Source organism: Niastella caeni (assembly GCF_004834005.1).
In the GTDB taxonomy this organism is placed as follows: domain Bacteria; phylum Bacteroidota; class Bacteroidia; order Chitinophagales; family Chitinophagaceae; genus Niastella; species Niastella caeni.
This window is the reverse complement of record NZ_STFF01000001.1, coordinates 1,229,513-1,253,322: the sequence shown is the minus strand read 5'-3', so window position 1 is coordinate 1,253,322 and position 23,810 is coordinate 1,229,513. Positions and strand designations below refer to the sequence as shown.

General features: G+C 43.8%; 21 protein-coding genes. 11 read left to right on the top strand and 10 right to left on the bottom strand.

Going from position 1 to position 23,810, the window contains the following annotated elements:
• Nucleotides 1–37 precede the first annotated feature (37 nt).
• Nucleotides 38–1,744 carry a peptide MFS transporter gene (locus tag FAM09_RS04845; RefSeq protein ID WP_136575928.1) on the bottom strand — a complete coding sequence of 569 codons (1,707 nt, stop codon included), beginning with the start codon at nucleotides 1,742–1,744 and terminating at the stop codon, nucleotides 38–40.
• A gap of 287 nt (nucleotides 1,745–2,031) precedes the next feature.
• On the opposite strand from FAM09_RS04845, the gene purD reads away from it, so the two are divergent.
• Nucleotides 2,032–3,312 carry a phosphoribosylamine--glycine ligase gene (gene purD / locus FAM09_RS04840; RefSeq protein WP_136575927.1) on the top strand — a complete coding sequence of 427 codons (1,281 nt, stop codon included), beginning with the start codon at nucleotides 2,032–2,034 and terminating at the stop codon, nucleotides 3,310–3,312.
• A 93-nt stretch (nucleotides 3,313–3,405) separates the two neighbouring features.
• The gene (locus FAM09_RS04835) at nucleotides 3,406–4,506 is read left to right on the top strand and encodes a tryptophan 2,3-dioxygenase family protein (protein WP_136575926.1); all 1,101 of its coding nucleotides are present in this window, start codon (nucleotides 3,406–3,408) and stop codon (nucleotides 4,504–4,506) included.
• Between the two features lie 66 nt (nucleotides 4,507–4,572).
• Here FAM09_RS04835 and FAM09_RS04830 read toward each other — a convergent pair whose 3' ends face one another.
• Nucleotides 4,573–5,733 carry an MFS transporter gene (locus tag FAM09_RS04830; protein WP_136575925.1) on the bottom strand — a complete coding sequence of 387 codons (1,161 nt, stop codon included), beginning with the start codon at nucleotides 5,731–5,733 and terminating at the stop codon, nucleotides 4,573–4,575.
• 481 nt (nucleotides 5,734–6,214) lie between these two features.
• Here FAM09_RS04830 and FAM09_RS04825 point away from each other — a divergent pair, with 481 nt between their 5' ends.
• The 6 genes from FAM09_RS04825 to FAM09_RS04800 all read left to right on the top strand — a co-directional run bounded on the left by FAM09_RS04825 (nucleotide 6,215) and on the right by FAM09_RS04800 (nucleotide 13,250).
• Nucleotides 6,215–7,240 carry a rod shape-determining protein gene (locus tag FAM09_RS04825; RefSeq protein WP_014223005.1) on the top strand — a complete coding sequence of 342 codons (1,026 nt, stop codon included), beginning with the start codon at nucleotides 6,215–6,217 and terminating at the stop codon, nucleotides 7,238–7,240.
• Between the two features lie 71 nt (nucleotides 7,241–7,311).
• On the top strand, nucleotides 7,312–8,169 hold the full coding sequence (gene mreC / locus FAM09_RS04820) for a rod shape-determining protein MreC (protein ID WP_136575924.1): 858 nt from the start codon (nucleotides 7,312–7,314) through the stop codon (nucleotides 8,167–8,169).
• The gene (locus FAM09_RS04815; protein ID WP_136575923.1) at nucleotides 8,166–8,699 is read left to right on the top strand and encodes a rod shape-determining protein MreD; all 534 of its coding nucleotides are present in this window, start codon (nucleotides 8,166–8,168) and stop codon (nucleotides 8,697–8,699) included. Before mreC ends, FAM09_RS04815 begins: the two co-directional genes overlap by 4 nt.
• Nucleotides 8,700–8,920: 221 nt before the next feature.
• Nucleotides 8,921–11,008, top strand: coding sequence for a penicillin-binding protein 2 (gene mrdA, locus FAM09_RS04810; RefSeq protein ID WP_136575922.1), 2,088 nt, complete (start codon nucleotides 8,921–8,923; stop codon nucleotides 11,006–11,008).
• Entirely contained in the window at nucleotides 11,005–12,339 is a 1,335-nt protein-coding gene (gene rodA, locus FAM09_RS04805) for a rod shape-determining protein RodA (protein ID WP_136575921.1), read from the top strand. The genes mrdA and rodA overlap by 4 nt, the downstream gene beginning before the upstream one ends.
• A 173-nt stretch (nucleotides 12,340–12,512) precedes the next feature.
• Nucleotides 12,513–13,250 carry an MBL fold metallo-hydrolase gene (locus tag FAM09_RS04800; RefSeq protein ID WP_136575920.1) on the top strand — a complete coding sequence of 246 codons (738 nt, stop codon included), beginning with the start codon at nucleotides 12,513–12,515 and terminating at the stop codon, nucleotides 13,248–13,250.
• Nucleotides 13,251–13,388: 138 nt separating this feature from the next.
• On the opposite strand, the gene FAM09_RS04795 is transcribed toward FAM09_RS04800, so the two are convergent.
• From FAM09_RS04795 to FAM09_RS04785, 3 genes are read right to left on the bottom strand one after another with little or no spacing between them, the layout of a single operon-like run.
• Nucleotides 13,389–13,814, bottom strand: a complete 426-nt coding sequence (locus tag FAM09_RS04795; RefSeq protein ID WP_136575919.1) for a hypothetical protein — start codon at nucleotides 13,812–13,814, stop codon at nucleotides 13,389–13,391.
• A gap of 6 nt (nucleotides 13,815–13,820) precedes the next feature.
• Entirely contained in the window at nucleotides 13,821–14,990 is a 1,170-nt protein-coding gene (locus FAM09_RS04790) for a hypothetical protein (protein WP_136575918.1), read from the bottom strand.
• Nucleotides 14,991–15,045: 55 nt separating this feature from the next.
• Nucleotides 15,046–15,597 carry an RNA polymerase sigma factor gene (locus FAM09_RS04785; protein WP_208025478.1) on the bottom strand — a complete coding sequence of 184 codons (552 nt, stop codon included), beginning with the start codon at nucleotides 15,595–15,597 and terminating at the stop codon, nucleotides 15,046–15,048.
• A gap of 238 nt (nucleotides 15,598–15,835) precedes the next feature.
• Here FAM09_RS04785 and FAM09_RS04780 point away from each other — a divergent pair, with 238 nt between their 5' ends.
• Both FAM09_RS04780 and FAM09_RS04775 read left to right on the top strand, forming a co-directional pair.
• Nucleotides 15,836–16,075 (top strand): hypothetical protein, encoded by a 240-nt coding sequence (locus tag FAM09_RS04780; RefSeq protein ID WP_136575917.1) that lies wholly within the window; start codon nucleotides 15,836–15,838, stop codon nucleotides 16,073–16,075.
• Between the two features lie 45 nt (nucleotides 16,076–16,120).
• On the top strand, nucleotides 16,121–16,690 hold the full coding sequence (locus FAM09_RS04775; protein ID WP_136575916.1) for a hypothetical protein: 570 nt from the start codon (nucleotides 16,121–16,123) through the stop codon (nucleotides 16,688–16,690).
• 125 nt (nucleotides 16,691–16,815) lie between these two features.
• Here the strand turns inward: FAM09_RS04775 and FAM09_RS04770 are convergent, their stop codons facing one another.
• The 5 genes from FAM09_RS04770 to FAM09_RS04750 all read right to left on the bottom strand — a co-directional run bounded on the left by FAM09_RS04770 (nucleotide 16,816) and on the right by FAM09_RS04750 (nucleotide 21,995).
• Nucleotides 16,816–17,775 carry a transketolase family protein gene (locus FAM09_RS04770; RefSeq protein ID WP_136575915.1) on the bottom strand — a complete coding sequence of 320 codons (960 nt, stop codon included), beginning with the start codon at nucleotides 17,773–17,775 and terminating at the stop codon, nucleotides 16,816–16,818.
• Nucleotides 17,776–17,943: 168 nt separating this feature from the next.
• The gene (gene galE, locus FAM09_RS04765; RefSeq protein WP_136575914.1) at nucleotides 17,944–18,999 is read right to left on the bottom strand and encodes a UDP-glucose 4-epimerase GalE; all 1,056 of its coding nucleotides are present in this window, start codon (nucleotides 18,997–18,999) and stop codon (nucleotides 17,944–17,946) included.
• A gap of 20 nt (nucleotides 19,000–19,019) precedes the next feature.
• Nucleotides 19,020–19,886: a glucose-1-phosphate thymidylyltransferase RfbA gene (rfbA, locus tag FAM09_RS04760; RefSeq protein WP_136575913.1), complete on the bottom strand. Its 867-nt coding sequence runs from the start codon at nucleotides 19,884–19,886 to the stop codon at nucleotides 19,020–19,022.
• 373 nt (nucleotides 19,887–20,259) lie between these two features.
• The gene (locus FAM09_RS04755; protein WP_136575912.1) at nucleotides 20,260–21,330 is read right to left on the bottom strand and encodes an inorganic phosphate transporter; all 1,071 of its coding nucleotides are present in this window, start codon (nucleotides 21,328–21,330) and stop codon (nucleotides 20,260–20,262) included.
• A gap of 35 nt (nucleotides 21,331–21,365) precedes the next feature.
• On the bottom strand, nucleotides 21,366–21,995 hold the full coding sequence (locus FAM09_RS04750) for a DUF47 domain-containing protein (protein WP_136575911.1): 630 nt from the start codon (nucleotides 21,993–21,995) through the stop codon (nucleotides 21,366–21,368).
• Between the two features lie 338 nt (nucleotides 21,996–22,333).
• Between FAM09_RS04750 and FAM09_RS04745 the strand changes: the two genes are divergently transcribed.
• Entirely contained in the window at nucleotides 22,334–23,659 is a 1,326-nt protein-coding gene (locus FAM09_RS04745; protein WP_208025477.1) for a porin family protein, read from the top strand.
• Nucleotides 23,660–23,810: the final 151 nt, after the last annotated feature.

The window sequence follows — 23,810 nt, the reverse complement described above, 5'->3', positions numbered from 1 at the left end:
TGGATCTTGAAATTTGGGCTTTGGAATTTGCTTCAGCTTACCTTACTCCATGCATCCACTTTTTCAACAAGCCCGAGAACAGAAATAATAACAAGCCGGCTGAACCAGGCAATATCACAAACACCATAAAGAACTCAAACAGGTTATGAATGGTGAAGCCTGCAAAAGTGGGATAGGTAGTAGGTATTTTCAGTTCATTTAATTTCGCAATGGTGGCATCGGTGATAATTCCCTGCTTATCTAGGACCGCCTGCAGGTCGATACCAGCGTCAGCAGCTTTTTTAAACTTGTCGCCGGTTGGGGGTAATAAAGCTCCCAGGGTGCCTGCCAGGGCATAACCTGCCGCATTGGCCAGAAACCAAACACCCATTAACAGTGATGAAAAGCGTACAGGCGCCAGTTTGGCTACCAGCGACAATCCGATGGGTGAAAGACATAATTCGCCCAGCGTGTGGAACAGATACATTACAATTAACCATATTACGCCGATCTTGCCCGAAACGCCAATATTCTTAACCTGGAAGGCGATGATGAGGAAACCGAATGCCAGTAACCACAAACCAATTGCCTGTTTAACCGGCGAAATTGGTTCCATTCTTCTTTTCGATAGCCAAAGCCATAATATGCTAAAAGGAAGGGCAAAAACTATAATGAACAATGAATTTGCATTTTGTACCAGACTGGGCGGCATATCCCAGCCAAATAACCGGCGGTCGGTTTGGTAATCGGCAATAAAGGTGAGCGAGGAAGCTGCCTGTTCAAAACAAGCCCAGAAGAAGATCACAAAGAACGCTACGAAATACATAACAATAATGCGGTCGCGTTCTTTTTTGGTAAGTGTGGCATCTGTTAAAATTAAACCTGCCAACGCTAACCCTGATGAATATATAAAGGAATAGATCCAGTTCAATCCTACAACAAATCTGAAGAGGCAAACCAGCGCAACCAGCGCTACAACCGAAAGCATTACGGCTTTTTGACTAAACTTTGCTTTTGTTGATTCGCCCAGATCATTTTGCGTGGCATGGAAGGTAGGTTTAGCGCCTACAGCCTTGCCATCGGGCGAAACAACATATTTGTTTTTGAGAAAATAGAAAAGGATGGTACCCAACGCCATGGCAATGCCCGCAGCCATGAACCCCCATTTAAAGGCAGTGACATCACGAACTTCTCCCACTTTTACATCGCCCAGGATGGGACATATAGTGATACCCAGAAATGCGCCCAGGTTAATACCCATATAAAATATGGTAAAAGCAGAATCAAGGCGGTTATCACCTTTTGGATATAACTGCCCTACCATCGAAGAAATATTGGGCTTGAAAAAACCATTTCCAATGATAAGTATAGCCAGTGCAATCCACATTATTGTACGGGCAGTTTCAACATTAGATGCATATACGGTGGCGCTGGCAAACATTAATACCTGTCCCAAAGCCATGGTAGCCCCGCCCAGAATAATACAATTCCTGTTGCCAAGAAACCGGTCGGCTATAAAGCCGCCGAGCATGGGGGTTAAGTAGCAAAGTCCCAGAAATCCACCATATATAACTGAAGATTCTGCTTCACTGAATGCCAAAGCATTTACCATGAACAAGGTAAGAAGGGCGCGCATACCATAAAAGTTGAACCGTTCCCACATTTCGGTAGCGAACAGCACTCCCAGGCCTTTGGGATGCCCTTTTGAAGGTGCCTGTACTTCATTAACGTTTACATCGGGGTTAATTGTAGCAGTTTGAGCCATACATTTTCATGTTTGTTTTTGTTTAATCGAGCAATCTTTTAGCGCAGTATTTAGCGGCCCAAAATACCGATTAATTCCAAATGACTAACAAGAGTTTGTTCAGGTGGTTAGTCAATTTTAGCTTTTTGTTAACTGTGTTTGTCTAACGCATTACTTTATGTTTTTATGCCAGCCGATTGCAGCAGAAAGGAGGAAGGCCGCCGGTTTCAGGCATGCGAAGAATTAAAATTTACAAATCCCTGTCGAATGCCGAAATTCGCCGCGGCAAAACTACTTCACTATTTACCATGAATATTTTACTCTTAGGCTCTGGCGGCCGGGAACATGCCCTGGCTTGGAAACTTGCGCAAAGCAAACAATGCGATCAGTTATTTATTGCGCCCGGCAATGCCGGAACCTCGCAGTATGGCACCAATGTTAATCTTTCGATCACTGATTTTGGCGCCATCAAACAATTTGTACTCGAAAAAGGAATCACCCTGGTAGTTGTGGGACCCGAAGAACCGCTGGTAAAAGGGATCACCGATTTCTTTAGAAAGGATGAACAACTGAAGTCCAGAGCCGTAATAGGCCCTTCGCAATATGGCGCCCAATTGGAAGGCAGCAAGGCCTTTGCAAAAAAATTCATGATCCGTCACGGCATACCCACAGCCGCTTACCGCGAGTTCGATGAGTCGAATTACGAAGAAGGCATACCTTATTTGCAGCAACATGCATTACCCATTGTACTGAAAGCCGATGGACTGGCAGCGGGTAAGGGCGTGTTGATCTGCCAATCGCATGTTGAGGCGGTTGCCGAATACGAACTGATGCTGCACCACAGCAAGTTTGGCGATGCCAGCAAGAAAGTGGTGGTGGAAGAATTTTTAAGCGGCATTGAGCTCAGTGTTTTTGCGCTCACCGATGGTAAAGACTATGTGCTGTTGCCCGAAGCCAAAGATTACAAACGAATTGGAATGGGCGATACCGGATTAAATACCGGTGGTATGGGTGCGGTTAGCCCGGTGCCATTTGCCGATGCCGAATTCATGAAAAAGGTAGTTGACAAAGTAGTAAAGCCTACTGTTCAGGGGTTGCAGGAAGAAGCGATCGATTATAAAGGATTTGTATTCTTTGGTTTGATCAAAGTGGGTGATGAGCCGTATGTTATTGAATACAATTGCCGAATGGGCGATCCTGAGACCGAAGTGGTGATGCCACGCCTGAAAACCGATCTGGTTGATCTATTCATGGCAACTGAGAATGGCAAGCTTAACGACATAAAAATTGAACAGGATAGCCGGTATGCCTGTACCGTAATGGCGGTGAGCGGCGGTTACCCCGGTTCATACGAAAAAGGGTTTGTTATTGATGGGTTGAATAAACCTGTACCGGCCGACAGCCTGGTTTTTCACGCCGGTACTGCGCAAAAAGACGGGGATGTGGTAACCAGCGGCGGTCGCGTGCTTACGGTAACTTCTTATGGTAAAACGGTAAGCTCGGCGGTGATGAAATCGAAAGAAGTATTGCAGCAAATTTCATTCGACGGTATGTATTACCGCCAGGATATCGGGTTTGAATTTGAGTAGCAGAGGCAACAAGGCAACGAGGCATAAAGGCAACGAGGGAAAACAAAGATCCGGCTCTCGAAAACTAAGAACTAAGAACTTAGAACTTTTTGCATGCAACAAAAACAAGTACACTACAGCGATTATTTACAGTTAGAGAAAATACTGGATGCTCAAACTTTGGAAAGCGACCTGCTGAAACAACATGCTCATGATGAAATGTTGTTCATCGTTATTCATCAGGCGTACGAGCTTTGGTTTAAGCAATTGCTATATGAAATAGATTCTGTGGCGGCGATCATGCAAAAGCCTGCCGTGAACGATAATTCGCCCGAACTGCAAACCGTGGTTCACCGGTTGAACCGCATGGTAACCATTTTAAAGGTGCTGGTGCACCAGATAGATATTATGGAAACCATGACGCCGATGGACTTTCTCGACTTCCGGGATATGTTGCGCCCCGCTTCCGGGTTTCAAAGCTGGCAGTTTAAACTGGTAGAAGCCAAGCTGGGCCTGAAATACCAGCAGCGCCACGGGCAGGAATACTACATTTCACAGTTACGGCAGGAGCAAATTGATATTATCCGGAAGGTTGAATCAGAAAAGTCATTCATAGAACTGCTTAACGCCTGGCTCGAAAGGATGCCGTTTTTTGAGGAGGCGGAGAATTGGAAGAACTATAAATCAGTCGCTGGCACACCTGCAGCAGCCGCTGCGATGAAAAATGGTCCCTTTTGGACCGACTACCGACATATATATTCCGCCGGTTTGGCCGAAGCGGAACAAAACAACCTGCAATACTTCGATCAGGTATTTTCAGATGGGCCCTTCTCCACCGGAGAGCTTGTCCTGGCGAGTCGGGAGGGCCAGGGAGAGGCCCGGCAACTATCGCCACGTGCCTGCAGGGCAGCCCTGTTCATTATGTTATACCGTGGGTATCCCATTCTGCAGTTACCCTTCCAGTTATTGAACAGTTTGCTTGAAATAGATGAACAACTGAGCACCTGGCGGTACCGGCATATGAGCATGGTGCACCGGATGATCGGCACCCGCATTGGAACCGGTGGCAGCACTGGCCGCGATTACCTGAAAGGCGCTTTGGACAAACACTATATTTTCGTTGAAATAGCACGCCTTACCAGCTTTCTGATTGAAAGAAGAAAGTTACCGGTATTAAGTCCGGAGATGGAGAAGCGGCTGGGGTTTGTAGGATAAGATAGTTACCGTTACCAGGTACCAGTTACCGGGACTGGTAGCCGGAAACCGGTAACTGGTGCCATTTCAAACCTCTTTTGTTTTCCACAGGTAAAGTATCACAACAAAAGCCAGTGCCGTCGAAAAAAAGAACACATACCCGCTCCCCGCACCACTCCATAAAACCCCGGCAATTATGCTGGCCAGCAGGCTGCTCACGCTTTCCATAGAAGTATAAAAACCTATGGCAGTGGCGGTATTTTGATCGTGCGCCATGTTCGTTATCCAGGCTTTGGCAATGCCTTCGGTGGTGGCGGCATATATACCGTAAACAAAGAACAGCACGTACACCGCAAGGGAGGAAGTAGCAAAAGCAAACCCGCCATACACTACGGCAAACAGCATTAACCCGAAGAGGTACACTTTTTTCTTTCCTGTTTTATCGGCTACAATGCCCATGGGATAAGCGCTTACGGCGTATACTATATTGTACAGGATATACGCAATAATGGCGGTGTTATCGTTCTGCCCAATTTGTTTTGCTTTTAAAAGCAGGAATACATCAGAGCTGTTGGCAATAGCAAAAAGCGTTAACCCGATCACCAATCGTTTATAGGCGGGCGTGGCAATTTTCCAGTATGAAAAGAAAGAAAAGAAATTGCCTGCTGTCAATGTGCTTGCGGGTTGTTTTTGTTCTTTCAACAAAAAGATCAGAACCACAGAAAGTAAGCCGGGAATAAAGGCCAGGTAAAAGATGCTGGCATATCCACCGGGATTATAAAACAACCAGGTAAGGGCAATTATGGGACCCAATACGGCGCCCAGGGTATCCATGCTGCGATGAAAACCAAAGATCCGTGCCTTGGTTTGGCGGGTAGCTTCTTTCGAAAGCAACGCATCGCGGGCGGCAGTTCGTATGCCTTTGCCCAGCCGGTCGAGGGTGCGGGCAAAAAATATCCACATTTTGAAGGTAGCAACCGCCAGCATTGGCTTGGAAAGCGCGCTGAAAAAATAACCTGTTTTTACAAACGGCAGACGCAGTCCTTTTTCATCACTAAGCTTTCCGAAATAACCTTTACTGATACCGGCAGTAAAACCGGCCACACCTTCCAGTAAGCCGATCCATGCCACACTAAACCCTATTTGCTGCAAATACAGTGGAATTATGGGGTATAGCATTTCACTGGCAACATCGGCAAAAAGGCTTACCAATGACAAAATCCACACAGTTCGGGTAATTATACGCATGAACGGTTAGATGGTTTTATTGTTAAATGGTTAGATGGCTGGGCCGGCATAATGTACAGTACGACTGCATTGCGGATGCATAACCATCAAGCCATAAAGCCATCGAACAATCCACATTGTTCGGGTAATTTACGCATAACGTAGTTTCCCGGGAAATGGAGGCTTCAACTTGTATGAAAAGCAGGGTGTAAAACAATTTAAACAATAAGCTACAATTAACGTTTCAGTATAACGTTAGTTAAATAACTTTTCCACCGTTTAAGTGCTTCAGAAAAGCGATTAACACGTAGGATAAGATATAATCCAGAATAGCAATACACGGCCTTCCGCACGGGAATTGTAGCGGTAAGCAGCAGCAACGATAAGCGAATTTTGTACCAGAAAAAAAATACTTGATCCTGTAAAGGTTGTGCTTTGTTAATTCGAATTATTTGCTTCAATTTTGCATGCATTACATTCAATCCAAAATCTGACCTTCTAAATGGGCTTATTCAACTTTTTCACCCAGGAGATTGCCATCGATCTGGGCACTGCCAATACCCTAATCATACATAATGACGAAGTAGTGGTGAATGAACCGAGTATTGTTGCGCTGGACCGAAATAACCCCAAAACGGTTCTTGCAGTAGGGAAACGGGCGTTGATGATGCATGAAAAAACCCATGAAAGCATCCGCACTGTTCGCCCGTTGAAAGACGGTGTAATTGCCGACTTTAACGCGGCTGAATTAATGATCAGGGAAATGATCAAAATGATCTATCCCAAAAAGCCTTTGTTTCCCCCAAGCTGGCGGATGATGATCTGTATTCCGTCGAGCATCACCGAGGTAGAAAAAAGAGCGGTACGTGACAGTGCCGAGCAGGCAGGCGCCAAAGAAGTTTACCTGTTGCATGAACCCATGGCTGCTGCCCTGGGTATTGGCATTGATGTAGAAGAACCGGTTGGTAACATGATCATCGATATTGGCGGTGGTACAACGGGTATTACCGTTATTGCCCTTGCAGGTATTGTTTGTGACCAAAGTATCCGTATTGCCGGGGATGAATTTACGGCCGATATTATGGAAGCCCTGCGCCGTTATCATAGCTTGCTGATCGGTGAACGCACAGCCGAGCAGATCAAAATAAACATTGGTGCGGCGATGAAAGACCTGGATAACCCACCCGATGATATCCCTGTTAATGGTCGTGACCTGGTAACCGGTATTCCTAAACAGATTATGGTTAGCTACCAGGAAATTGCCGAAGCGCTCGATAAAAGTATTTTTAAAATAGAAGAAGCCATTTTAAAAGCGCTTGAAATGACCCCGCCCGAATTGGCTGCCGATATTTACAGACGCGGTTTATACCTTACCGGCGGTGGAGCCCTGCTTCGCGGATTGGATAAACGCTTAAGTCAAAAAATTAAATTACCTGTACATGTGGCTGATGATCCGTTAAAGAGTGTTGTACGCGGAACCGGCCTGGCATTGAAAAATTATGACCGCTATCCGTTTGTGATGCGTTAATGTAGCGCAATATTGGTATTGACTTTGTAGTAAGAGGGCCGGAATTAGTAATTTTTCAAAATTTTCTGCAGGTGCGTAATATTTTTCTCTTCATCAGGAGGTACTTCAATTTTGTATTCTTCGTGGTGCTGCAGGTTGCGGCCCTGTACATCCTTTTTCACTATAATAAGTTCCATGAAGCTGTTTTTTCAGGCGTAGCCAATGAATTAACAGGCAACATAGGTGGCAAATACAACAACGTAACCTACTATTTCCACCTTAAAAAAACCAACGACGACCTGGCCAAAGAAAACGAGGAATTGCGTAACAAGTTGCTTACCAATTTCGAACGCCCCGATACAGCCCAAAAACTGGTTCAGGATTCCCTCCCTTATGACACGCTGGGGCATTATCGCAAATACCTGTACCGTACCGCCAAAGTGGTTAACAACACGGTTAGTTTACCTAATAATACGCTTACCATCGCCCGGGGTGAAAACCAGGGCGTACATAAAAATATGGGGGTCATCAGCCCCACAGGCGTAGTAGGGGTAGTTATTAACACAAGCAATAATTATGCAGTGGTAATGAGCCTGTTACATCGCCAGTCGAAAGTGTATGCGAGTCTTAAAAAAACCGGCGAAACCGGCTATGTTTTTTGGGATGGCAGCAGTCCGCTATACATTACCATGAAGAACGTACCTAAGAGCGCCCAGGTGGCCAAAGGCGATTCGGTAGTAACCAGCCAGTATGCCTCTTACCGTTTTCCGCAGGGAATATTGATTGGCACTGTAATGGATATAGTTGACGACAAAACAAGCAGTTTTTACGTAATACGGTTAAAGCCGGCTACTAACTTTTTTAATGTGCAATTTGTAACCGTTGTTGAAAATCTGCAGAAAGACGAACAGGCCAAACTGGAAGAAGAAACCAATAAAATAAACCAATGAGTGATCTGGTTCGTAATACGATTCGGTTTGTGTTGTTTATTCTGGTACAGCGTTATGTATTGTTCGAGATACGTCCGCTGCACCAGTTTGTAGTGCCGTATATATATTACCTGTATGTGCTTTGGTTGCCTTTTAGCATGGGTAGAATGAGCCTGATGCTGGTTAGCTTTTTGTTTGGTCTTACACTGGATTATTTTACACAAACGCCAGGCTTGCATGCGGCTGCCTGTGTGCTGATCGCTTACCTGCGGGGCTTTGTGGTGAACATCCTGATCCCCCAGGAAGGCGCTGAACAAAACTATAAATCTCCATCTCCGGTTAGTATGGGATGGGCCCCTTATGCAGTGTATGTGGTAGTGCTAACGTTACTGCATCATACCTATTTAGTATTGCTTGAATGGCTGCAATTCGGATCATTTCTTTTCTTCCTTGGAAAAGTGGTGGCAACTTCAGGTATCAGTTTGATGTTAATACTCATTACCGAGCTATTGTTCTTCAGAAAAGAGAAGTTCAGGACCAATACGGCGTAGGAAATTAGAAATGAGAAATGAAGAATGAGAAGTGAGGAAGGGAACAGAGGAGAAAGGAAGAACACTATAGGAATGAGAACAATGTGAAAGCCGGGGGAAACAGTAAAAGCGCCCTGGCCGCCGTTTGTCAATGATCGAAGATCAAAAAAGATTTAACTTCGCTTACAATAAATTAATCAATTTTTCTTTGGTAATTAGTGCAGTAACGTACTTTAAGTCCTATGTCTGTATTTAACCAGTCAAGAAGTAATATAATACGCCTGATATTCCTTGGCCTCTTCCTCATTATAATAGTTCAGTTATTTAATCTTCAGGTTATTCAAGGCAAATACAAACAATTGGCCATGAATAATGCGGTGTTTGCCAAGGTTAAATATCCTGACAGGGGTATCATATACGATCGCAAGAACCGGCCTATCTTAAATAACACCATCATGTACGACCTGGTGGTGGTGCCCAATGAAGCCAGGAAGACCGATACATTTGGCCTTTGTGAAATTCTGGGCATCGATACCGCCGAATATAAAAAACGTATTATCGAGGCGCGTTTAAAAAACGGGCCTTACCGTCCCTCTATATTTGAAGACTTGCTGGAGCCACAATTACAGGCCCGGTTGGATGAAAATATTTACAAGTTCCCCGGTTTTGCGTTGGTAGAACGTCCGGTACGCGTATATCCCTTCAATGCCGCCGCGCATATTATGGGTTATATCGGGGAGGCAGACTCCAATATCATTAAACGCTCCAACGGGTTTTACCATATGGGCGACTATGTGGGCCGCAATGGATTGGAAGCTTATTATGAAAAAGTGCTGATGGGTCAGCGCGGGGTTGAGTTCCTGCTGAAAGATAATAAAAACCGGTTGGTTGGTAATTATGAAAAAGGCCGTTACGATACGTCCGCTATTCGTGGCCGTAACCTGCATACTTATATTGATATTGAATTGCAGCAACTGGCTGAAAAATTAATAGCGGGTAAACTGGGAGCAGTGGTAGCGCTTGATCCAAAAACCGGTGGCATTCTGGCTATGGCATCGGGCCCTAATTACGATCCCAACTCATTAACAGGTCCCAATAAACAAAAGAACTATGGCCGCATGGTGCTCGATGTAAGAGCGCCTCTTCTGAATCGTGCCATACAAGGGTTCTATCCGCCGGGTTCTACCTATAAGCCACTGGGCGCATTGATTGCGCTGGATGAAGGCGTTATTACGCCTGCCAATGGTATAGGTTGTACAGGCGCATATTATGGTTGTAACCGGGTAGTACGTTGTACCGAGCATTGGCAGGGACACTCGGCCAACCTGCGTTTATCAATTGCCTGGTCGTGCAACTCCTTCTTTTCGGATGTTTTCAGGAAAACGATCGATAACCCGGCTTACCATAGCTCCCGTGCAGGTTTGGTAAAGTGGACAGAATATATGCACCGGTTCGGTTTGGGCCACCGCATTGGAGTAGATCTGCCGAGTGAGATCGGCGCCAATGTGCCCGACACCACACAATATGATAAAGAGTACCGCCGGTCGTGGAACTCCTGTACCATGGTTACCATTGGTATAGGCCAGGATAAATTAACCATTACACCTTTGCAGATGGCCAACTCCATGGCCATTATTGCCAATAAAGGATATTATTATATTCCCCATTTTGTAAAGAATTTCGAGAACGAAACAGAAAAGGATACGGTGCTGAGAAAATACCGGCAGAAGCATGAAGTATTGACCCACATTCCGAAGGATGTATACGATATTGTACAGCAAGGTATGCAGGATGTGGTAGACCATGGTACGGCGCGGGTTGCCCAGATACCAGGAATTAATATTTGTGCAAAAACCGGTACTGCTGAGAATAAGACCGTGCTCGATGGCAAAGTGATCCAGTTGAAGGATAACTCGATGTTCGTTTGTTTTGCGCCACGCGAAGATCCAAAGATCTGTGTAGCCGTAGTGGTGCAGAACGCCGGTTATGGCGCTACCTGGGCAGCGCCGATCGGGTCATTGATGGTAGAAAAATACCTCACCGATTCTCTTCGGTCAGAAAGGGTGGCTGAAGTAAAGCGGATTTCGGAGGCCAATATCATTCCTGATTATTTTGAACGATTACAATTTAAAACTGATTCCGTACGGGCCTATAAATGGTTTGAACTTACCAAGGATAGCAACTACATTAGAAAGTATTTGCCACGGCATCATAGTGTTAAAAAAGGAAATCAGGTGCCGGCGCCTGTAGTGGTGAAACCGGCAAAGGATCAGATGATCAACCAGAATTTATATGCAAAACGATCAACGACCGATAAAAGACATCCATGAACAACCAGCGTAATCCTACCATCTCGAAAGGGGTTGATTCAACCCTGATCTGGCTTTATTTACTCCTGGTTGCGATCGGGTTAATGAGTATATTTTCAGTAACCTATCACGAAGGAGATGATGTACTGCGCAGTTTCCTGAACTTTAAAACAAATTACAGCAAGCAGTTGATCTTTTTTGCCGCGTCGTTATTGATCGGTTTATTCATACTGCTCACCGATAGTAAATTCTTTACTGCCACCGCCAATATCTGGTATGCGTTCGGTATTCTGCTATTGCTGCTGGTATTTCCGTTTCATACCAATGTAAAAGGAACCGAATCCATCATCAAGTTGGGTGGTTTTAATTTGCAACCAGCCGAGCTGTGTAAAGTGTTTGTGTGCCTGGCGCTCGCGAAATACCTGTCGCGCGTAGATACTGATTTCAGTAAAACGAGTTCGCAATTGATGGCAGCGGGTATTGTTTTCTTACCGGCCCTCATTACCATTGCACAAGCGGAAACCGGGTTAGCCCTCGTATTCCTGGCTTTCTTCCTGGTAATGTTTCGCGAAGGGTTACCTGCCGGTTACCTGGTCATTGGTTTTTCACTGGCCGTGTTGGTGGTAGCTACGCTGCTTGTTGAAAGGACGGTATTGGTAATTATATTAACCTGCATTGCTTTACTGGCCATTTATTTTGGCTGGCGATTTACGCGGCGGCGACGCGAATTGATAATCATTGTTGCGCTGACATGGGTCGTTTGCGTGGCCGTAATATGGCTGGCCGTTCCCTTTATATTTACCAAAGTGTTACAGAAGCACCAGGTAGAACGTGTCTTCTCACTTATTGGTCGTGAGAACCCGTATGCCAATTCAAATACGGTAGAAGGATTTGAACCGGTCGCTAAAAAAGATACCGACTATAACGTACGGCAAAGTAAAATTGCCATTGGTAGTGGTGGCTTTGCCGGGCGTGGCTTTTTGAAAGGCACACAAACCCGGTTCGACTTCGTTCCGGAACAAAGTACCGATTTTATTTTCTGTACAATTGGCGAAGGCTTTGGCTTTTTAGGTTGTTTGGCCGTGCTGGGTATTTATGTCTTTTTATTATTACGCATGGTAAATATTGCCGAGCGACAGCGAAGTGTATTCAGCCGGTGTTATGCATATGGAGTAGCCTCTGTTTTCTTCTTTCATATTGCTATCAATATTTGTATGACCATTGGTTTGGCGCCGGTGATTGGTATACCGTTACCATTTATTAGTTATGGGGGCACCTCGCTGATCTCATTCTCTACTATGCTGTTTATACTGGTTCGCCTGGATGCAGACAGGCAAATGGTGTTAAGATAATGTGCTAATTGGCTAATGTCCTAATTTGCTAATGTAAAATTGAAATGGTTTGATGGATTGATTGTTTTATGGCTGGGCCTGCTGCAATTTTAGGCACCTGGCCAATTGGCGGTGGAGCCTGATCTTTTAAAGACAAACAATCGAACAATTAAACCATCAAACAATCAAAAAAGATGAAAGTTATTCCGCTGAGTGAAGGCACGTTTACGATAGATAAAACAAAGCAGTTTGTTCCTTTTGATACTGATAAAGACGATCTGCAGCAACGGCCGGTGGGCAGTTTATTAGTGGAAATTCAACCCTTTGTAGTAATTACTTCCGAAGATGTATTGTTGCTGGATACCGGTTTGGGTTTTGCTCATTCGAATGGCCGGTTGCAATTGCACCAGAACCTGATGGATAATGGCATTAACCCCGGTGAGGTTACCAAAGTATTGATGACCCACCTGCATAAAGACCATGCCGGAGGAGTAGCCAGTGGTACTGGCACGGAACGGATACTCAGTTTTCCGCAGGCCCGGTATTATATTCAGCAACAGGAAATGGATTATGTGTATGAAAAAGGGTTTCCCTCATACATACCCGAAGAACTGGATTGTTTAAAAAACGCGCCGCAGGTAGAATGGCTCCATGGCAACGGTGTTATTGACGGGTACATCAAATACGAAATAACCGGCGCGCACAGTAAATACCATCAGGCCTTTTGGATCGTTGATGGTGGTGAAACGGTGTTTTTCGGTGGCGATGATGCGCCGCAGCTGCAACAGATGCGCAGCCGCTTTGTAGCCAAATACGATTACGACGGCAAAAAGAGTATGGAGTTGCGTCAGCAGTGGTGGAAGAAAGGCGAGGAAGAAAAATGGAAGTTTTTATTTTATCACGATGTGAAGAACCCTATGTGGGAATTTTGAATATCAAATAACGAATGATGAATGTCGAAATAGAATACAACTTCGGCGTTGGAAATTCAATATTCATTATTACAAAAAAGGCCTGCCCTGGAAAGAGCCGGCCATTGCTAACCTATGAAAAACACCTAGTTTAATATCTTACTGCCTGAAAGGTTTCCGGTTTTCCATGCGCTGCAATCTACGTTCCATCAGTTCTTTTTGCAACACAGATCCGAATTCCTTTTCGGCTTTAAAAAATGTATTTACTTTCTCAGAAGACAAGGCTTTGTTAAACTCACCATTGAACTTCTTACGAATATTTAATAGCTTTTCTTCAGTATGAATTTCTCCTTCCTTGTTCTGACGCGCATCGATCCGGGTTTTCCTGATCTCACTCATATACTGGTTGTATATGGGCCAGAACTTTTGCGCTTCATCAGTGCTCAGGTTTAATTTTTTAGTGAGGTAGGCGATCTTCAACGCTTCCAAACGCCCTCCATTGCCTTTTTCTGCGTCGTCATCCTGTGCAACGGAAACAACCGATGCACTTAAGGCAATCACTATTATGAGTATAATTTTTTTCATGACTTATTAATTCGTTTGAATGTCTTTTACAGTGCTGTACTTTTCGAGATATTGCTGCAGATCTTCATCAGTTACATCGGCCAGCATATCTTTCATATCAGTTGCATCTATTTCATCAACGGCAGTAGTGGCGGCTACCGCTGTTTCTGCAGGAGTAGGTGTTTGGTTCTCGAGGTATTTTTCCAGCATTTCATCGGTGATGCTGTCAACTGCTGCTGCAACAGTTGTACTCAGATTATCGGAATCTATTTTAGTACCGCGGTTACCTAAATAAAACCAACCTGCTGTAATAATAAGGCCTGCTGCCACTGCGGCTGCTGCATACCGAATTACCCGGCGCGTAAAGCTTATTGATACTACTTTGGCAGGTTGTTGTGCTTTTACTGCTTTCAACACCTGGCCAGGCAGTTGTTCAAAATAACCGGCAGGTACTTCATATACATGCATCCTTCTGAGACCATTCATTAATGGTGACAGATTTTCGAGTGCATCATTTACAAAGTCAATGGCTTGTGCGCCTGCTACTGCATTCTCTTCCAGTTCGTCGAAATAACCGGCTGGTGCACTAAAAGGCATCTTCTTATCAATCTGGCTCAGTAAGGGCGATAAGATTTCAAGCTCATCTGCCGTATTATCGGTATCTGTGGCTTTAACCCGGTTAAGGATGGTAGCCGGCAAATTTTCAAAGTAACCTTGCGGCGCCTGGTAAGGATTAGTGGCCTGCGGTAAAACAGTATTTGTTGCTGCGGCTTTAACCCGCTGCAATATGTTATCGGCTAACCCTTCAAAGTAACCTTGCGGCGCCTGGTAAGGATTAGTGGCCTGCGGTAAAACAGTATTTGTAGCTGCGGCTTTAACCCGCTGCAATATGTTATCGGCTAACCCTTCAAAGTAACCTAGCGGCGCCTGGTAGGGATTTGTAGCCTGTGGTAAAACAGTATTTGTAGTTGAGGCTTTAACCCGCTGCAATATGTTATCGGCTAACCCTTCAAAGTAACCTTGCGGCACCTGGTAAGGAGTAGCAGCCTGCGGTAAAACAGGGGTGTTGGCCTCCTCAGCTTTTACCAGTTGCAACAACCTGTCAGCCAGCCCTTCGAAGTACCCGGCGGGTACAGCGTAAGGGGCCTGGTGGCCGATACCGGCAACAACCGGGCTGATTGCCCTCAATTCATTCAATATGTTGTTCCTGTTTTCCATTGCACCAACTGAGACTAAATTTGTTAATGAAAGTTTAATGATTAAGGATATAATCCTCAATTTTTTTCACCGCATGGTGGTAAGAAGCTTTCAGGGCCCCTTCAGATGTCTCCAGCACCTGGCTCATTTCCTCATAGGGCATTTCGTCGTAGTACCGCAATGTAAATACAATCCGCTGTTTTTCAGGTAATTGCTGAATAGCTAGTTGCAGCTTCCATTCCAGTTTGTTAGGATCGAAATGTTTATCGGCTTTGATCTTGTTCTCCAGTCCGCTTTCCACATCACTGAGCGAAACAGAACTTCTTTTTTTCTGTTGCTCCAGGTAGGTGAGGCATTCATTGGTAGCTATGCGATAAAGCCAGGTGTACAACTGGGAGTCTTCCCTGAAGTTTTCCAGTCCATTCCATACCCTTATAAAAACATTCTGTAATACATCATTCGCGTCCTCGTGTTCAATTACCATACGGCGAATGTGCCAGTATAGCCTTTCCTGGTATTTTCTGATAATAGCCGTATAGGCCTTTTCTTTAGTGGCCGGATCGCGAAATTGCATCAGCAATTCGCTGTCTTGCATGGTCACCGACATAGGTTAGCTGTTTTCTGTGATAAATATTGGAACCTGTCAAATAGGTTTAGTTTAAACGTCTCAACAAATATATTATGATAAGATATAAACCAGTCTTTTATAAGTTACATTAAAAGACTTGTAATATTTCAGCTGGCAGTGAAAATTATAGAAATTGTAAAAATGTGTAAAGGACCAGGCAAATATTTGAAATACCACCTGTAATTATTAGCATTGCAGTAGTCCCAAACCAACCCTTATGAATGAACAAAGAAAGCGGACCTTTATATTTATCCGGGATACCACGTTACTGTTTATTGGTTTATGTTTATTTGCTTATCTGGTAACAGCCTCGTTATTGTCGTTGTTTGGTTATTCAATCTGGAACTGGATCAATGTGCTGCGATTTTTATTAGGCGGATCTATAGTTCTAATATTATTCTTTTGCTCTTACGTATTAATAAAAGACTATCTGAGAAGTAACGCCAAAAAGCAATAGTCATCTTATTTAACAGGTATTTTAAAGTTTTCTAAACCTTTGATAATGGAGTACCCGCAATCAACTCAATCAGCTACTCAAAATGATACTGCTGTAAAAAAAGCTGCTGAAGAAGCGTATACAGAATTTGTGCAACAGATCGCTAAACCACAGTCCAGGGGATTTATAAGTGAAAGTGGCGGCAGAAAAATATTTTCTTTCGAGACCTATTTAAGGGAAACGGGCATTTCTGCCGAACTTATACAAGTGTATTGCAATCATATTAAGACAACCAGCTTTGTCCCAAAATTGTCTAAACAGGTGTCATACTTATTCACTGTAGATAATACAAAGGCCCTTACAAAAGTCCTTCTATATGCGATGATGCCGGGCATATGTATTTATCTGTTGGTTGCCGGGTTTCTTTGGACCTTCGATATTTCATTATGGATACCATTTTTGTCATTTACCCTGGCAGGGCCGATCTTATTGATTTTAACTATGTACTATAAATTCCATCAGGGTAAGCGGCAAAACAAAGCAAGAAAAACCGAACCCAGCTTTTTTATAAAACATTTCGATGATGACGAATTTACTTATATGAAATCGAAGAACAGGTTGTTTGTTGAGAAGTAAGCTAGCTGTAAGTAGCGAGTGAGGGCGAAGTGAGGCACAAGAGAATTCGAAGACTCCGAGATACCAAAAAAGCAATGGTGAATGATGAACCAGATTCACCATTCACCATTGACCATTCACAGGGATTATCCTTTTCTCGCAATTACTTTATGTACCGATTCAACGATATTCTGGGTATCTAAACCGTATTTTTTCAGCAATTGGGTAGGCGTACCGCTTTCGCCAAATGTATCGTTGGTACCGATGTACTCAATAGGAATAGGGAAGCTTTTGGCTGCAGTTTGTGCAACAGCATCACCCAATCCGCCAATGATATTATGTTCTTCTACTGTAACCGCGCAACGGGTTTTACGAATAGAATTCAATATAGCTTCTGTATCGAGCGGTTTAATGGTGTGAATGTTCACCACTTCAACACTAATGCCTTTATCTTCCAGGATGCGTCCGGCTTCAATGGCTTTCCATACCATGTGACCGCAGGCAAAAATTGAAACGTCTTTTCCTTCGCTGAAGAATTGCGCTTTACCTATTTCAAATTTTTGATCGGCTGCGGTAAATATGGGCCAGGAGGGGCGGCCAAAGCGCAGGTATACGGGGCCAACATATTCAGCTACGGCAATAGTAGCGGCTTTGGTTTGGTTGTAATCGCAAGGCACGATCACCGTCATACCAGGCAGCATCTTCATTAAACCAATATCTTCCAGTATCTGGTGGGTAGCGCCGTCTTCGCCCAGGGTTAAACCGGCATGCGAAGCACAGATCTTTACATTCTTACCCGAATAAGCAATTGACTGACGGATCTGGTCGTATACGCGACCGGTAGAGAAGTTGGCAAAGGTGGTTGTGTAAGGAATTTTTCCTCCAATCGTTAAGCCGGCTGCAATACCCATCATATTGGCTTCAGCAATACCAACCTGAACGTAGCGCTCGGGAAACTCCTTCATGAACTGGTTCAGTTTCATAGAACCAGCCAGATCGGCTGTTAGGGCTACTACATTCGGATTTTTACGGGCTGCTTCCACAATACCATCGCCAAAACCGCTGCGGGTATCTTTTTGTCCGGTTACCTGTATTTCTTTCAGCATGTTAAAAATTTGGTGGTGCAAAGTAACGTAAAAAATACAAATGGTTCGATTGTTCGATGGCTTGATTGTTCGATTGTTGAATGGCTGACATGTAAAAACGCCCGAAATTTTTCAGCAATCCCGAAATTCGGCATTCAACAACAATCAAACAATCGAACAATCCAACAATCAATTCAGATCTGCCGGCCTGCTTTGGTAGAAATTGGCATCGGCTTTCAGGCGCTGTTCCCATTTCCATGCAGTGCTCATCATATCTTCCAGCGAATATTTGGTTTCCCAGCCCAGGGTTTTGCGGGCATGGTCGTTATTGGCGTAAATGGCGATTACGTCACCGGGCCGGCGTGGACCGATCACATAATTGAGTTTTACACTGCTCACTTTTTCAAAAGTATTTATGGCTTCCAGTACTGAAACGCCATTACCTGAACCCAGATTAAATACTTCGCAGCGTTGGGTGCTTTGGCCTTCCTGTAAATATTTAATTGAAAGCGTATGGGCATGTGCAATATCGCTTACGTGAATATAATCGCGAATGCACGATCCGTCGCGGGTTGGGTAATCATCGCCATGTACCTGCATTACTGGTATTTTGCCTATAGCCGTTTGGGTAATGGCTGGCACCAGGTTGGCCGGTTTGCCAATGGGCAGTTCACCGATCAGAATAGAAGGGTGGGCGCCTACCGGGTTAAAGTAGCGCAACAGAATGCATTTGGTGGGATTGGCTTTTGAAAATTCATTGATGATCTGTTCGCCCATTTGTTTGGTATACCCATACGGCGATTCGGCCGGTTTGGGCGGCGTAGCTTCTGTTACAGGAATTTTATCGGGGTTGCCATATACTGTACAGGATGAAGAAAATACAAAATGAGGTATATTAAACTCCGCTACGCATTTTAACAGGTTAATGAGCGAAAACATATTGTTTTCAAAATACATCAGCGGTTGTTCTACCGACTCACCCACCGCTTTATAAGCTGCAAAGTGAATAATACCTGCGATGTCGGAGTTTTCTGCGAAGATGGCATAGGTGTCGTCAAAATCGCAAAGGTCTACCTTATAATTCTTTATTTTTTTGCCAGTAATTTTTTCAATACCCTCTAATATACGGGGTGTTGATCGTGAATTGTCATCGACCGAAATTACTTCAAAGCCGTTTTCTATCAGGTCAACTATGGTGTGAGATCCAATATAACCACATCCGCCTGTAACCAGAATTTTGCTCATTGTATCTTTTAATTTTTAAATTAGCTTTCCTTCAAGACATTCATAAGATATTGTCCATACCCGCTTTTCAGCAAGGGCTGTGCTACGGTGATCAACTGCTCTTTTGTGATAAATCCTTTTCGGTAAGCAATTTCTTCAATACAAGCGATTTTTATGCCTTGCCTTTGTTCAATTACCTGCACAAATTGGGAAGCTTGCATTAAAGAATCAAATGTGCCGGTATCTAACCAGGCGGTACCTCGGTCGAGAATGGAAACTTTCAATTTCCCCCTGCGAAGATATTCTTTATTTACATCTGTAATTTCATATTCACCCCGGGCGCTCGGTTTCAGGTCGCGGGCAATGGTTACCACTTCATTATCATAAAAGTATAAACCTGGCACCGCATAGCTGCTTTTAGGTTGAGCTGGTTTTTCTTCTATGGAAATAACCTTGTTGCTTTTATCAAACTCCACTACGCCATATCGTTCGGGATCGCTTACATGATAAGCATAAACAATACCGCCGTCTGGATTATTGTTTTTGGAAAGTTGTTCTCCCAATCCAACACCATAGAATATATTATCGCCCAAAACCAGGGCTACATTGTCATTACCAATAAAATCGGCGCCTATTACAAATGCCTGGGCCAGTCCATTGGGAACAGCCTGCTCGGCATAGGAAAAACGCAGGCCCAGTTGTGAACCGTCGCTCAATAATCTTTTAAACTGGGGAAGATCGTGCGGGGTAGAAATGATCAGGATTTCACGGATACCTGCCAGCATTAGGGTAGACAGCGGATAATAGATCATCGGCTTGTCGTAAATGGGCATGATCTGTTTGCTGATAGCATAGGTTATTGGGTGCAATCGTGTGCCTGAACCCCCGGCTAAAATGATTCCTTTCATTCAAACTATTATTTACAAAGTTTATAAGGTGCGTATAAATTATGCCAAAGTAATAAGAAACGGCTGGAAATACAAAAAGAAGAAGCGGGTGGGGAGTAGCGGGTGCGAAGTTTGATAGGGAAGTTTGTGGCCAGTAGGGGGTAAGAAACAGGAGGTATGAAGCAGAGAATAGCGAGTGGTAAGAGGCTAGGAGCTAGTGGGATTGTTCGATAGGGTAGTTTGAGATTTGTAGGATAAGAAGTAGGAGGTAGGAAGATTTAGAAATTTCGGGATTTAGAGATTTTGAGATTTATCGGAAAGTTAAACCAGGGTAAATCTCAAAATCACCAAACTCAAAATCCGCAATTACTTCCTACCTCTTATTTCAAAAATTCTAATTAACTGGATTGATAAGCTTCAATATAAAATATACAATAGCGGCGAGTAAACCACTGACAGGTATGGTAAGTATCCATGCCCACAACAGGTTGATGGAAATACCCCAGCGTACGGCTGACAAACGTTTGGTCATACCTACACCCATAATTGAACCTGCAATGGTATGCGTTGTACTTACTGGTATACCTAAACCTTGCGAAACACCATATAAGGTAACGGCGCCGGCTGTTTCAGCGGCTACGCCTTCTAGCGGCGTTACTTTGGTAATTTTGGTACCCATTGTTTTTACAATACGCCAGCCACCCATCATGGTACCCAGGGCAATACATATATAGCATGTAATAGGTATCCATTGAGGTACATGGCCAAAAGTTGTTTTACCATGCGCATCCACTACTTGCTGTATATGAGCCCATGCCGGTATTGGTAGGCCATGTTGCGTCATCCATGCGCCAAACACCACCATGGCGGCGGTAATAATACCAATTACTTTTTGTGAATCGCTACCGCCGTGCCCCAAACTAAAGGCGGCAGATGATACTAACTGCATTCGCCGGAACCATTTGTCGGCATGATAGGGATTGGCCTTTCGGCAAAGGTTCACAATAAGAACTGTAATTATGAAGGCGATGAACATCCCAATAAAAGGGGCGAGTACAATAAATATAACGGTATCAAAAATCACCTTCTGGTTAATTACATCAAAACTGCCAGCGTGTGCTACGGCTGCTCCGGCAAATCCGCCAATGAGCGTATGCGATGAACTGGAAGGAATGCCAAACCACCAGGTAAGCAAATTCCAGCTGATTGCGGCTATAAGGCCGGCGAATATCACATATAAATTAATAGAATCGCTGTGTACGGTTTTGGCAACGGTGTTGGCTACTTTCAAATCGAAGATCCAAAAGGCTACGAAGTTGAAAACAGCAGCCCAAACAACAGCCTGAAAGGGAGTTAATACTTTGGTAGAAACAACAGTTGCTATAGAGTTGGCGGCGTCGTGAAAACCATTGATCAAATCGAAAGCCAGTCCGAGTATAATGATAATAACTAATAATGTAAGCATTGCGGCAGCGGTTAGGTAAAAACAGGTCCTGTCTGTTACGCGTATTTAATAATAATAGATTCAATAACGTTACCGGCATCTTCACATTTATCAGTTACAATTTCCATTACCTGATAAATTTCCCGCTTTTTGATTACTTCTTTTGCATCGGGTTCGGTTTCGAACAGGCGGTCGATACTCATATCAAAAATATCGTCGGCCTGGTTCTCAATGCTGTTCACTTTCACCAGGGCATCGGTGATCTGGCGCATATCGCGCATATCGCGCAATTGCAATACGGCATTTTTTATTTGCTCGCAACCCTGGTCAATCAGATCGGCCATTTTTTGAATGCCCTGATCGTTGGGGTTTACTTTGTAGAAGTTGATCTTTTTAGCCGAAGCGAAAATGTAGTCGGCAATATCATCCAGGGCGCTGGCCAGGTAGTGAATATCTTCACGGTCGAAGGGGGTAATGAAATTTCTACCGAGTTCGGTAAATATTTTATGGGTGTAATCGTCATTAACATGCTCAAGGTCTTCAATTTGTGAAATTAAAGCGGCCCTTTTGTCGAAGTCGGGTTCTGTAACCACTTCCTTCATCACTTTACCCATTTTAGCCACAGTGTGGGCAACCTGTTCAAACAAGGAGTAGAATATCCTATCCTTCGGCATGAAAATCTTCATTATAGAATTTAAACCCATTACCTAAAATTTGTCGCAAAAATAGAACTAATAACATAGGATAAAAAAAAGGGGTACTCGGTAATAATTTCTTAACACAAAGATAATATTGGCGGTAAGTTGCCTGTTTGCCGCTTAAAAAATTGATTACCAAATACTAATTAAACTATTGATTCCCTAATAACTACGGTTTCAGAAGTAAAGTGGGTTTGTTACCCACTTTCTTAATAAAAATATTATACCAGTATGGCCAATTGGCCTTATAAGTGGTGGCCCTGGTTTTGAAGAATTAATCTTAAAATAATATTTGCTTAATATTGGCCCCCGAAAAAACTGCCGTAATGCTTTTTGTACGTTTATTGTTATTTTCTGTATTTCGAAAAGTTATTGTTGTATTGTTCTTCCTGAATATTGCCAACACGCTCCATGCCCAGTTTCTGACCGATATGATGGACACAACTACCAGTGTTGGGAAGGGTATATTACAGATGTACAAAAAGTTCGACCGCATTTATTTTACCGGCTATCTTCAACCCCAGTTCCAGGTTGCACAGGAAAAAGGCACCCGTAGCTGGAATGGAGGCGATTTTGCCACCCATGCAAACAGCAGGTTCATGCTCAGGCGGGGGCGCGTACGGCTAGATTATGTGCGCATGAATAATAATGACCAGATCTCCATTTATTTCGTATTCCAGTTTGATGGTACCGAACGGGGCGTTGTTATCCGCGATTTCTGGGGAAGGATATTTGAAAATAAATGGAAGGTCTTTCAATTTACAACGGGCATGTTTGCCCGTCCATTTGGCTATGAAGTGAACATGAGCTCTGCCGATCGTGAATCGCCCGAGCGGGGCAGGATGTCGCAGATTTTGATGAGAAATGAACGCGACCTGGGCGCCATGGTTTCATTTGAACCCCGCTTCAGCGATCATCCATTGCGCCATCTTAAAGTTGATATAGGCTTATTCAATGGCCAGGGCCTTACCGCTAATGCAGAATATGATTCATATAAAGATCTTATTGCCCGCACTTCCCTGAAGCCATACCCGCTAAACAAAAAGTTATTTATCTCAGGCGGTCTTTCTTATTTCAATGGCGGACTGTTCCAGAACACAAAATATACTTACGCAATTAACCAGGACCTAAACGGCAAACTGTTTATGGTTGATTCGACTGCCGAAAATGTTGGTCGCAAAGCCCCTCGCAAGTATTATGGCGCCGATATGCAATTAAAGTGGAAACATAGTTATGGTAATACTGAATTGCGTGCAGAATACTGGCGTGGTAGGCAAACATCATCAGCCGGAACTTCTGAAACGCCTACGGCCTTATTACAGGAGCCATATTATGTTCGCAAATTCGATGGCGCTTTTATTTACCTGTTGCAAAATATTGCAAGCAGCCGTCACCAACTGGGTATTAAATACGATTGGTACGATCCCAATACGCAGGTAAAAGGAGAAGAGATAGGCAAGGACGGTAATAATATAAATGCCACCAATATCAAATATTCTACCCTCAACGTTGGCTATAATTTTGTTGTTAATGAAAATGTGCGGTTGATGTTATGGTACGAGTTCGTTAAAAATGAAAAGACCTCATTGGCCGGTTATACCAGCGATTTAAAGGATAATGTGTTTACTACGCGGCTGCAATTCCGGTTTTAATGGTTGACAACCAGCACCTACTGCAATATTGGTAATTATTATTGTGCCAATTTTTTTCGCAATTGCTGATTTTCAATAGTTTAATATTCCCGTAACATAGTCATAACATTCGCGTAGCATTCCATTAATATTAGGGCCTTTTTTAGGGGTT